Source organism: Sulfuricaulis sp., assembly GCF_041499725.1.
In the GTDB taxonomy this organism is placed as follows: Bacteria; Pseudomonadota; Gammaproteobacteria; order Acidiferrobacterales; family Sulfurifustaceae; genus Sulfuricaulis.
This window is the reverse complement of sequence record NZ_JBGQKW010000083.1, coordinates 1-11,714: the sequence shown is the minus strand read 5'-3', so window position 1 is coordinate 11,714 and position 11,714 is coordinate 1. Positions and strand designations below refer to the sequence as shown.

The following is an 11,714-nucleotide window of genomic DNA, read 5'->3' as shown; positions in this document are numbered from 1 at the left end:
GTGGACTGGATGCGCCTACACATGGGCTGGAAAGTCGGGCTGCTGCATGTCACGAGCTTCCGGCCGTTTCCCGGACGCGAGATCGTCGCCGCGCTCAAAAACTGCCGGGTCATCTCCGTGATCGAACGCATGGACAACCCGTTGGCCAAGAACAATCCGCTCACCACCGAGGTGAAGGCGGCCTTTGCCGATGCCATGGCGGGCGCCGCCGGTTATGCCGGCGTCGAAAAAATGCCGCGGATTTTTTCCGGCGTGTACGGGCTGGGCGCGCGCGACACGCGCGTCGGCGACCTGATCGCCGTGGCGCAGAACATGGTGGAAGGCGGCCAGCCTTTCTTCTCGCTCAACATCGTGCACCCCACGGCGCTCGAACGCCGGCACGACCCGGACGTGCGCCCGGCGGGCGCCTTCAGCATGCGCGGGCATTCGGTCGGCGGTTACGGCTCGGTCACGACCAACAAGGTGATCGCCTCGCTCGTCGAGGAGATCTTCGGTCTCCACGTTCAGGCCTACCCCAAGTACGGCTCGGACAAGAAAGGTCTACCGACCACCTATTACCTGACGGTGGCGGCCGAACCGATCCGCGAGCACTCCGAGATCGAGCACGTCGACTTCGTGCCGATCCATGACATCAACGCTTTCGGCGTCGCCAATCCACTGCAAGGACTTGTCGAGAACGGGAGCCTGTTCATCCAGAGCCGCTTTGGCACCGACGCTGAAGTCTGGGCGCATATTCCGGCAGCGGCGCGTGCAATCATCCTGAATAAACGGCTGCGGCTTTTCTATCTCGATGCGGTGAAAATTGCCCGCGATCTGGCCGCGACGCCGGACCTGCAACTGCGCATGCAGGGCATCGTGCTGCTCGGCATCTTTCTGCGGGTCGCGCCGTTCGTGCGCGCGCAAGGCCTGAACGACGCGCGGCTGTTCGAAGGCGTGGAAAAAGCGCTGCGCAAATACTTCGGCCGGCGCGGCGAGAAAGTGATCGAGGCCAATATGTCCGCGGTGAAACAGGGTTACTTCAACCTGCGCGAGCTCGACATCGCGCGCGTTGTGCAGCCTCAAGCAACCGCCGAGGCCAGAGCGTAACGCCATGTCGCCAACCGTTTCAAAACCCAAATCAAATCCACCGCCAGGGTGGTGGATTGAGAATTAAATTTATGACTGCCCCGGAATCCTTTGTCGCCAACTTTATCGACCAGGACGCCTTCGAGCGCGAGGTGTTGCACGCCTATGCCGACGGCAGCGCCGAGGCCTGCCTGCCGGCGGACCGCGCGATCGCGCGGTCGTGGATGCCGCCGGCCACGGGCGCGCTGCGCGACTTCTCGACGATCGCGCCGGACCTGCCGCTGCTCGAAGCGGAAAAGTGCGTCGGCTGCATGGAGTGTGTCACCCAATGCCCCGACACCGCTATCCTGGCCAAGGTCGTGCCGGCCAGCGACCACGCAGCGCTGTCCGAAAAACTCAAGGCGGCCGAGCACGGCGATTTCATCGCGGGTCAGTTCGCCCGGACCACGAAATACTTCGACGTGCCGGCGCGCAAGGGCAAGGAGGGCGGAATGTTCTATCTCATCACCGACCCCACCAAGTGCAAAGGCTGCGGCGAGTGCGTCGCCGCCTGCGGCGATCATCAGGCGCTGCGGATGATCCCCAAGACCGATGCGAATCTGGCGCAATACCGCGCTGCTGCCAAACTTTTCCGCGATCTCCCCGACACGCCGCACGACTACATCCAGGACAAGGTGCTGTCGGACATGATGCTGCAGGAATCCACGCACCTGTACTGCGGCGGCGCGGCCTCGTGCATGGGTTGCGGCGAGGCCACCGCGATCCGCATGATGCTGACCGCCACGGCCTTCGTGCACGGTGAAAATTCGATGGGTATCGTCGCCGCCACCGGCTGCAACACCGTGTTCGGCTCGACCTACCCGTACAACCCCTACCGCGTGCCGTGGACCAATTCGCTGTTCGAAAACGCGCCGGCGGTGGCCATGGGCATACGCGCCGAATGGAACGCCCGCGGCATGAGGGACAAGCGCCTGTGGGTGCTGGGCGGCGACGGCGCCATGCTCGACATCGGGTTCCAATCGCTGTCGCGCATGCTCATGAGCGGGATGGACATCAAGGTGCTGGTGCTCGACACGCAGGTGTATTCCAACACCGGCGGTCAGGCCTCGACGTCCACGTTTCTTTCCCAGGATTCCAAGATGTCGGGCTACGGCAAAGTGCAGCACGGCAAATCCGAGCGCCGCAAGGAACTGGCGCAGATCGCGATGATGCATCCGGACGTGTTCGTGGCCCAGACCACGGCGGCGCACATCAACCACTTCTATCGCGCAATCATCGCGGCGAACGCCTACCCGGGCCCGGCGGTGGTGGTGGCGTACACCCCATGCATGCCGGAACACGGCATCGGCGACGACGCCGCCTTCGGCCAGGCCAAGCTCGCGGTGGACGCGCGCGCGTTTCCGTTGCTCGTGTACGACCCGCGCGCGGGCGAATCCATGAAGCAGCGCCTGAGCCTGCAGGGCAATCCGGCGCGCAAGGACGACTGGTACGTCACGCCCAAGGGCGAGACCGTCGACTTCATCAGCTTCGCGCGCACCGAAGGCCGTTTCGCCAAGCACTTCGACCGGGACGGCAAGCCGTCACCGGAGCTGCACAAGGCCGGAGAAGACCGCCTCAAGAACTGGCGGTTGCTGCAGGAACTGGCGGGAATACACCAGCCTGAGAAGTGCGCCAGGGATGGCGCGGTAACGTAGCTGAGGATGCAAAAAACCACAGCCTCGCCTAACGGCTGATTCCCACCAACGCGGCACGCCACCCACTCAGTACAGGCGGAAACCGGAAGACGGCGGAGTCTGGTAACCTACCACGCGACCGCCCGGATCAAACAGCACCGAGCCGCTTCCGTCCGCGGGATAATAGTAATACCACACCTTCTTGCCGCTCAGGTCGAACGTCCGCTGCGGCGCGCCGAGCAGCCGCTTCACCTCCTCCTGGTTGAGACCGCGCTCGATCTGTTTCCAACCGTCACGCACCGCCGCGTCCTCCCGACGCAATTGGGCCGCGGCCTGGGCGGCGACCTCCGAAGTGGTGATCGCCGGCACCGGCGCGCCGGTCGCTACCGGCTCCGCGGGGCCCGAGCGCTTCGTGGCCTCCGCCGGCGCGCTCGTCTTCTGTGCCTGTTCGAGCGCGGTCACTTTGGCATCAAGCGCGCGAATCTGCGCCTCGATCCGCTGCAGTTGCACCATGAGCGCCTTGTAGTCGGCTTCATCGGCCCGCACCGGCGCAGCCGCGACCATCGCGAGCATCAGGGCGGCGACCAGTGGCATCGCGGCGGATTCCCGTACGCGGATAGGCGCCGCGTTTGCCACGGCAGAACTTGCCACCGGTCGTTGCGAACGCGGTACTCGCGCCCTGTGAGCGTTGGCCCGCTTCGGCTTGGGGGCATCAAAAATCATTGTAAATTCCTCCAGCCAATAAAAGAACGGCGCGGGGTTGTCTCCGCGCCGTGCTGCGACCGCCGGTTACCACATGAACCAGGCGTAGCCGAACAGCGTATTGTTATCCGAGGCCTTACGTCCCAGTCCGTCGTAGTTATCCGAGGAACCGTTGAACTTGGTGTACCAGGTGTACTGCAAGCCAAGCTGCACGTTCTGCCACGGCAGATAGGTCCCTTGCAGGATCCAACCGGTCGTGTCCGGGCTGCCGTTCGCGCTGCCGAATCCTGGCGCAGGGTCACAACCGATGCCCGTCCCGACACCGCAAGTGGGAGGGCTGGTCAACGGGTCGGGCGATGCCTTATACCGCAGCGCATCAGAGCTGCCAGTGGTGCGGAAAGCACCTAAAGCCAGTGCTTTGTTACTTTTGAAATGGTACTCGCCGTTTACTTTGAAGGTGTTGAGATTGTCCGAGGAGTTGGACACCAGTCCCAACGGCTGGCTGGCATCGAAAGTGGCTTTCTCGTGGATGTAGGTACCGCGGAAAACGATCGAGTCACTGCCGAAGGGGTGTTCGAAGTACGCGTCGATCGCGTTATCCACGTACTTATCCGTTGCGCCGGTGACGCCTTCCGGTGTGATGTTGGCGCTGATGCCATAAATGCCGATTTCAAAATCGTTGCTCCCGAAGTCATTGTGATAAGCCAGGCGCCAATACGGCGCCAGTCCCTTGATGGTATTGGTGGCGCTGGCGCCGAAGGGCTGCGTTACTCCTCCATGCTCGGACCGATAAAGCGTGGCGCCCAGGTACCAGTGGTTGGCGATAAAAGTGTAACCGCCAATGCCGGCCACTTCTTGCGCGAGGGTGCCATCGATCTGAGTCGCGGCGATGGGTCCGGGCGTGATTGGAGAGCTGATAAACGGAAAGCCCCAGGCCGGCGTACCCTGATAGACGTCCTCGACGGTGGGATTATTGTTGATGGTGAGGCCGTAGATGGCGTCCGCATCCCCAAATTTGCCGTGCTTGGCATAACGAAAATCCGTGTTGTCGATCGAAAAGTGATCGCTGTCGTGGGTATAAGTGATTTGAGAGAACACGCCCATATGCTCGCTGATCTCGCCGGCAAAGAAAAAGCTGAGCTGTTGCGGAAACTCGACATTCCCGTTTTGCGTATTTGACCCGTCGCCTGGATCCTGCAACGGCTTGCTCATGTTGCTGACGCTAGTCATAAACATGGCCGACAGTGGCGGTACTTCGTTGATCTTGAGCTGCGGCGCGCTTGTCCCCTGCCCCTGTCCCGACTCGATCTGGTGCATACCGGTCAAGATATAACCGTTGAGCTTGAATGACCGGCCAAACTCGGTGAGTTGAGGGAAGGTCGTGTGGCACGCGGCGCAGGCCATTCCCGTCTGGCGGGCGAAGCTCGGTACCGCGTACGCGCTTGGCGTGAAGCCCAACAGCATTGTGGCCATCGCCGCCGTGATGGCGAGGAAATGAATTTTGAAAGATCTCATGGTTATGCCCTCAAGCAAAAAATTAAACCTGGAAAACTCTGCATAGGCGCTGGCGCTGTCATCGCGTGCCAATCACCAGACTGACGACGAGGGCAAATAAACTAATTAAGCAGGCGGGAGTATCTCAGGAAACGCGGTTCCATAAAGAACGCGTTGCGCCATGCGCGAGCGCGCTCGTATACGGCGTCGCGTTGACCAGGCACATCGAAGGCAAAGGTAAAGGGTTGCGAGTCCTCCAGGCCGGTTAAGGCCGAGGCATCAGAGTCCACGGCATCCCGATCATCGAGGATTATTTCATTGTCGCCGGTGCCGCGGCCGGGCATCACCGACGTGGCGAGAACCGTCGCGCGATATTCGACGCTCATCATGCCGGCCGGTGGTCGCTCCGTGGCAACGCCGACGGTCGACAGCGCCATGCACCATGATCCGATCCATGCGGCCAAGATCCAGGCCAGGTACCGCACGGCGAAATTCCTTATCATGTTCGCTCCGCTTCTTTCGCGCCGCATCAAAATTAACGGGTTCGGCAATTTTTCAATCTAACCTCTCCGTGCCTGTTTTCATTGATATAGATCAATAACCCGCATTGAACCTAAAGCGACCAACGCGGCACGCCGGAATGGCGCAATGTCGGGATCAGAAAGATTATGCCACGTAAAGGTAAATAGCGAGGTAATGGCTGACGCTGCCAGCCAGCACAAACAAATGCCAAACGCCGTGCGCGTGCCGCAACCTCGCGTCCAGACCGTAGAAAATAATGCCGAAAGTGTAGAGCAGTCCGCCCACCAGCAGCCAGACAAATCCCGCCCACGGCAGGGCCTGCAACAACGGCTTCAGGGCGATGAGCACGAGCCAGCCCATGAGGACATAAATCACCACCGGAAGTATCCGCGCGCCGCGACGCGGCAGGAATTCGATCGCCATCCCGGCCGCGGCCAGCCCCCAGACGGCGCCGAACAGCGACCAACCCCAGCCGCCGCGCAACGTCACCAATGTAAAAGGGGTATAAGTCCCGGCAATTAGCAGATAGATGGCAAGATGATCAAATCGACGGAAGACCGCTTTCGCGCGATGGCGCAGGCTGTGATAAAGCGTGGAGAATGCATAGAGGCTGAACAGGCACGCACCGTAAACACTGAAGCTCACGATCTTCCACGGGTCTCCCTGACGGGCGGCGATGACGATGAGCGCCACCATGCCCGCCAGCGCGAGCACCGCGCCGACCAGATGGCTGAAACTGTTGAGTCGCTCTCCGGGGTACATGGGCGGCGAGAACCAGGCCGCGAAGGGTGACGGACTACAGGCTCGGCGTGGCGTCGCGACCGCCGCGGCGGTTTTCGTGACGGCTCTGGCAGGTCATACAACGTTTGGCCGTGGGATAGGCGTCGAAACGCTCGTAGACGATGTGATCGCCGCATTCGACGCAGGTACCGTAGGTTCCGTTGCGGATGCGCTCGAGCGACGCCTCGACATCCTGAATCTCCTCCAGTTCACGTGCGTGTGTCGCGAGCTTGATACCGCGCAGGAGCTCGGCAAAGGATTCATCGCCGGCATCGTGCACCTCGCCCGCGAGCTTGGTGAAATCCTCCTGCTGTGAACTTACCAGTTCGGCGTGGATAATCGCGCGCAGTTCCTCGCGCCGCTTCTGCAGACGTTGCTTGAAGTACTGCAGATCTTTTTCAGACAGTCCCGGCATGCTGGCTTCCGAATATTAACGATCGCTAATGCATGAGATAATGCGGCCGTCCCGCTGGAACTTAAGCGTAACATAATACACTCGATGCCATACTCCTTTCAGCTTCGTTTCAACCAGGACTGCTATCGTTCGTCCTGTACTTTTCCAAGGAGCCGACGATGAATATACCCGAAAGCGCACCCCTCCCGAATGAAACCAGGGTGTGGGACCCCGTGGTGCGGATATTCCACTGGTCACTGGTGGCGGCCTATACCATTGTCTGGCTCACCGGCGAGGAGGAACCCCGTGTGCACGTGCTCGCAGGCTATGTGATCATCGGTCTCGTGCTGATTCGCGTCGCGTGGGGTTTCGTCGGCACAAAGTACGCACGCTTTCGCGATTTTGTCTATCGACCGTCCATGGTGCTGGCCTACGTCAGGGATATCCTGACCGGAAAATCCAAACGCTACCTGGGCCACAACCCTTTGGGAGGCATAATGATCATCGCGCTGCTGTTGTCGCTGCTCGCCGCCAGTGTCACCGGACTGGCCTTGCCGGGCGCAAAAGAAGGCGCGGGGCCGTTTGCCGCCATCACCGCGAGCACTTCAGTCACGGTACCGGTAGCAATCTCCAAGGCAGTCGTAGATGATGACGAAGGCGCTGGGGAAACGTGGAAGGAACTGCACGAATTCTTCGCCAACCTGAGCTTGCTGCTTGTCGCGCTGCACATCGCGGGCGTAATCGTCGGCAACCTGGTGCACCGGGAGAACCTGGTGCGCGCCATGTTCACCGGACGCAAACCGGTCTAGTTCCTCAGGAAAGATCTGAACGGATCAGCGCGCGCCTTCACCCACCGGTTCCGATGGGAGCGTCTCGTTCCCATCGGAACCGTTTCCAGTGTTTCAAAAATTCCCCAATCCAAGACTCGGGGCTTTGCTTGCCCAACTCACTAGCGCGGCGACGTGGCGGCGCTATGTGGCGTTTAACCGCTGAAGAAACCTACCGTCACCAGGATCAGCAATATCAGACCTATTGTGATCAGGGTAAGGCCCAATACCTTCGATCCGAGCGTCATCGGCCGTGACGGCGCGTCCACGAGATACTTCTCCAGTTGTCCGCTATCGACCAGGCGTTGATACTGAAGCGCATGTTCGTGCCGGAACTCTTCCAGCGATTGGGTGCCGGTAAACATCACGACATCCGGGGGCGGCAATTTGTCCGGCCGGAAGTGGTTGTTGAAGAAATGCACCGTGAACAGGAACACGGCGGCCAGGAAGGCTTCCTCACCGTGCACCAGCGTGGCCACGTTGAACACCCATCCCGGGAAGATCGACGCGGTCACGCTCGGGAAGGCCAGCAGCATGCCACTGCCGCCGATGGCGGCCATGCCCCAGAACACCGCCCAATAGTCGAATTTTTCCCAATACGTCCAGCGGTCGAAAACCGGCCGCGGTCCCTTGCCGACAAACCACTTGAACATGCCCACGGCATCCCTCAAGTCCTTCCAGTTGGGCACCAGCGAGTCGGGCCCGAACCAGCGGAAGGTTTTGCGGTGGCGGAAGATATTGACGACGACGGCGATCATGTGCAGGAAGAAAATACCGAGCATGATCGCCGCACTGATCCGGTGGATAATCCCCGTTACCTGCGGGCCACCAAACGCTTTCATGACGACCGGCGCCCAGGGGATGTCCGAGTAAAACAATCCCATGCCGGTAAGGATCAGCGTCATGACACTCAGGGCGAACAGCAGGTGACCGATCCGCCACAGGAGTCCAAACCGACGGACTTGCCTGGTTTCCCCCTGCAGCAATTCGTCCGTTCGAATATGCGCCTGGGCCTTGCGATCCTTGCGATGCTTGAATTCGCGATACCACCACAGCAGCGAATGCGCCCAGAAGTAGGCGAACACGAACACCAGCAGCCAATGCATGAATTTTGAGGCGAACCACACCTGGGGATAGCGCTTGAAGTCATGGTCATTGGCATGCGGACTGTAAGTCACAAACCCTGGTGTCGCCTCCTTGCGTTTTTTTCCGTCATGACATTGTTTGCATGTCTTCAGGCGATTCTTGGGATGCACTGTCGAATCGGGGTCATCGACCTTGAGGATGCCATGGCTGCCATGGCAGTCGAAACACTTGGCCGTATAGGCGTAGCCCAATTTGCCGACCTGGCCGTGATAGGTGTCGCGGTAGCTCTCGAGATTCTCCTTATGGCAACCTCCGCAATTCTCGACGATCAGGAGCTGAGTGGCGTCTTCCGACGTCTTGGCGATGCTATGGGTGGTGTGGCAATCCGTGCACACGGCCGCCTTCGGATTGTGCATCTCCGTGACGGCCTTGCCATGCACTGACGTCGTGTACTCTTCCAGTTGCTCGGTATGGCACTTCGCGCCGCAAACGTTTGGCACGGTCAGGTGCCATTCCGTGCGTTTGGAAGTGCCTCGTGGTGGAACATTGAAATAATGGGTGTCGTGACAGTCGTCGCAGGCGGCCTTGACACTTGTCTCGTTCTTGGGCCGGGCATGGAAGGAGTTCTTGTACGCCTCGATGTTCTGTACCACCACCCCCAGCCTGGTTTTTTCTGCTGTCAAATTCTCCTTCTTGACGGTTTCCCACAGCCCCTGGTGACAGGTCACGCAATTGGCTTTGGGCGCGGCAACTTTTTTGTGCGGTGCTTTGTTGTCGGCAATATCCTGGTGACACGCCACACAAGTCATTTCTCCGTGGATGCTTTTTGCATACTTGTCCTTTTGTATCGCTCGCAGCGGGCGGATCTTTCCGTCTGCCGCGGGCAATGCAAATACTTGTTTTTTTCCGTCATGGCAGGTCATGCAACCTGCATCATCCAGCTTTGGGGTGGTTTGTCCGGCGCCAGGGTTCTTGGTGACTTCCGCGGCCCTCGCTGGCGTCTGCCAAATAACCTGTGCCGTTGTCAGGCAGATAACCCCCGCCATTAACCACGCTGCAAGTTTTGGTATGTGCATGGAATTACTCCCCTGTTTGGCACTGCATCACTGTTACGTCTTATCTTAAAAACAGGACGAACTTATCGTGCAGTTTTGTACAGCCAGGATAGATCATTGTTCATCATGTTATGGCTTCTGCCTTAAAGCGATATACTAATCTCCATGGGTTCTGCCCTAGTTGATGTATATCAATGTTGGCATAGCCGGATCGGTTCTCTACTATACAGCGTGCGTCGCAGTTATTTATCAAAAGCAGATATATGACGCAAATCAAAAGGCTTGATTCGAATTCGCCTAATACTTTACCGATTATTTTGCGAGTTTTCTAAGATAACTTCCAGAGCAGCATATTTTTGGAGAGTCAAATGAAATCGACAAAAGTCGCTTCAGCGTTCCTAGGGACAATCTTGGTTTTCTTTGCTGGGGTCGGATACCCTGCGGATAAAGCTGACACCCGCAAAGTTGACGTCGGCAAAGCCGAGTATGAACAAAAGTGCATCATTTGCCATGGCATACTGGGCAAGGGGGACGGTGCGTACAGCAAGATGCTGAATAAACCTGCAACTGACTTAACAACGCTTTCCAAGAGGAATGGCGGGGTGTTCCCTTTCGCGCATGTGTTTGAAACCATCGAAGGCACGCATGAATTAATGGCGCACGGAACACGAGAAATGCCGATTTGGGGCAAGGAATACAGAAGCAGCAAGTATTATGATGAATATTTGCACGAGGAAAACGTAGACAGATCATACTTTGCACGTTCACGTATTCTGGCGCTGACCGAGTACATCTATCGGCTGCAGGCAAAGTAAGGATTTTTCGAACCGGTTAATAAACCCCGCTTGCGGAGTACGAATAGAATCAGAATTAGCCACTTAAAACATCACCTAATGACATGCAGGAGACGAAGAATCTGGCGAACTGGATCGTCTCGCAGTTAAGACAAGGTTTCAACGGCGCGGCCCGTGGCAGGGCTGGCAGGGAATTTAGCCATTTCATGGAGGAGATAATCATGAACAAGAGAGCATTCATCCTGGCATTCGCCGCCTTGATCGCAGGGCCCGCCTTGGCCGCCGATCCAGCCACCATCGACTGGTCGAAGATACCCACCGTCAATGTGCCGCTGTTCTATCCGGGGCAGTCTTCCTACGAGTGGCTGCGCAGCGACGGTCACAAAGACGGCATGAAAGAGGTTAAGCGCGGGGACAGCTGCACCAAGTGCCACGACGAACCGGACGAGGAACGTAAAATCGGGAACAAGCTGGTGAAGGGTGGAAGCCTGGAGCCGATGCCAGTCAAAGGCAAGGACGGCTACAAAGATCTCAAGGTGCAAGCCGCGTTCGACGACAAGAATGCCTACCTGCGCTTCCAGTGGAAGACCCAGAACGCCTTTCCCGGATCCGAGCATCAGTACCTGCGTTTCGACGGCAAGGAGTGGAAGATCTATGGCTATCCCAAGCTCGACAAGGTGGTGCAGGAAGGCAAGCAGCCCGGTATCTACGAAGACCGGATGACGGTCATGATCGACGACGGCAAGGTGCCGGGCTTTGCGCAGCAGGGCTGCTGGCTCACCTGCCACGACGGCGAGCGCGACATGCCGAAGCAGTTCACCAATGAGGAAGTCGCGGCCAACGCGCTGCTGCAAGCCATCAAGAAGAACGATGTACGCAAATACCTGCCGGAAACCCGCACCAACCCGTCCGACTGGAAGACCGGCAAGTCGGTCGAGGAGATCGCCAAAATCAAGGCCGCCGGCGGCTTCGTCGACCTGATCCAGTGGCGCGCTCATCGGTCGAACCCGGTCGGCATGGCCGACGACGGTTATGTCCTCGAGTGGCGCCTCGGTGACGCCGGCAAGGACATGTTCAGCGGCAATGCCGACAAGGAAACTCACCTGCCCAAGTTCATGTGGGACGAGAAGAAGGTCGGTTACAAATCCATCACCGCCGACCAGTTGCGCAAGGGCGACCACTTCCTGATCCGCGAAAAGAACGCCGTGCCGTTCGATCCCAAGGCGGGCTGGAAGGAAGGCGACATGATTCCGGATTACCTCGTCAGCCGCGAGGACGCCAAGGGATCGGCCGCCGACAACAACGCCATCGCCGGCTGGAAG

The 11,714-nt window shown here is 58.9% G+C and carries 11 protein-coding genes; 5 read left to right on the top strand and 6 right to left on the bottom strand.

Annotation, left to right across the window (positions count from 1 at the left end):
* The coding region (locus ACC569_RS12065) for a 2-oxoacid:acceptor oxidoreductase family protein (protein WP_372523782.1) at positions 1 to 1,086 on the top strand (1,086 nt) is incomplete at its 5' end.
* Positions 1,087 to 1,157: 71 nt separating this feature from the next.
* On the top strand, positions 1,158 to 2,759 hold the full coding sequence (locus ACC569_RS12060) for a thiamine pyrophosphate-dependent enzyme (RefSeq protein ID WP_372523781.1): 1,602 nt from the start codon (positions 1,158 to 1,160) through the stop codon (positions 2,757 to 2,759).
* A 66-nt stretch (positions 2,760 to 2,825) separates the two neighbouring features.
* Here ACC569_RS12060 and ACC569_RS12055 read toward each other — a convergent pair whose 3' ends face one another.
* The 5 genes from ACC569_RS12055 to ACC569_RS12035 form a co-directional block, all read right to left on the bottom strand.
* Positions 2,826 to 3,389 carry a hypothetical protein gene (locus tag ACC569_RS12055; RefSeq protein ID WP_372523780.1) on the bottom strand — a complete coding sequence of 188 codons (564 nt, stop codon included), beginning with the start codon at positions 3,387 to 3,389 and terminating at the stop codon, positions 2,826 to 2,828.
* A gap of 138 nt (positions 3,390 to 3,527) precedes the next feature.
* Entirely contained in the window at positions 3,528 to 5,027 is a 1,500-nt protein-coding gene (locus tag ACC569_RS12050; protein WP_372523779.1) for a hypothetical protein, read from the bottom strand.
* A gap of 29 nt (positions 5,028 to 5,056) precedes the next feature.
* Entirely contained in the window at positions 5,057 to 5,371 is a 315-nt protein-coding gene (locus ACC569_RS12045; protein WP_372523778.1) for a hypothetical protein, read from the bottom strand.
* 229 nt (positions 5,372 to 5,600) lie between these two features.
* The gene (locus tag ACC569_RS12040) at positions 5,601 to 6,218 is read right to left on the bottom strand and encodes a hemolysin III family protein (protein WP_372523777.1); all 618 of its coding nucleotides are present in this window, start codon (positions 6,216 to 6,218) and stop codon (positions 5,601 to 5,603) included.
* Positions 6,219 to 6,252: 34 nt separating this feature from the next.
* Positions 6,253 to 6,651, bottom strand: a complete 399-nt coding sequence (locus ACC569_RS12035; protein WP_372523776.1) for a TraR/DksA family transcriptional regulator — start codon at positions 6,649 to 6,651, stop codon at positions 6,253 to 6,255.
* A 158-nt stretch (positions 6,652 to 6,809) separates the two neighbouring features.
* Here ACC569_RS12035 and ACC569_RS12030 point away from each other — a divergent pair, with 158 nt between their 5' ends.
* Positions 6,810 to 7,439: a cytochrome b/b6 domain-containing protein gene (locus ACC569_RS12030; protein WP_372523775.1), complete on the top strand. Its 630-nt coding sequence runs from the start codon at positions 6,810 to 6,812 to the stop codon at positions 7,437 to 7,439.
* Positions 7,440 to 7,612: 173 nt separating this feature from the next.
* Here the strand turns inward: ACC569_RS12030 and ACC569_RS12025 are convergent, their stop codons facing one another.
* A complete protein-coding gene (locus ACC569_RS12025; RefSeq protein ID WP_372523774.1) occupies positions 7,613 to 9,619 on the bottom strand; it encodes a cytochrome b/b6 domain-containing protein in 2,007 nt (668 codons plus the stop codon).
* Positions 9,620 to 9,966: 347 nt separating this feature from the next.
* On the opposite strand from ACC569_RS12025, the gene ACC569_RS12020 reads away from it, so the two are divergent.
* Both ACC569_RS12020 and ACC569_RS12015 read left to right on the top strand, forming a co-directional pair.
* Positions 9,967 to 10,413 (top strand): cytochrome c, encoded by a 447-nt coding sequence (locus tag ACC569_RS12020; protein WP_372523773.1) that lies wholly within the window; start codon positions 9,967 to 9,969, stop codon positions 10,411 to 10,413.
* A 200-nt stretch (positions 10,414 to 10,613) separates the two neighbouring features.
* Positions 10,614 to 11,714 (top strand): ethylbenzene dehydrogenase-related protein (locus ACC569_RS12015; RefSeq protein WP_372523772.1); only part of this gene is annotated, 1,101 nt, incomplete at its 3' end.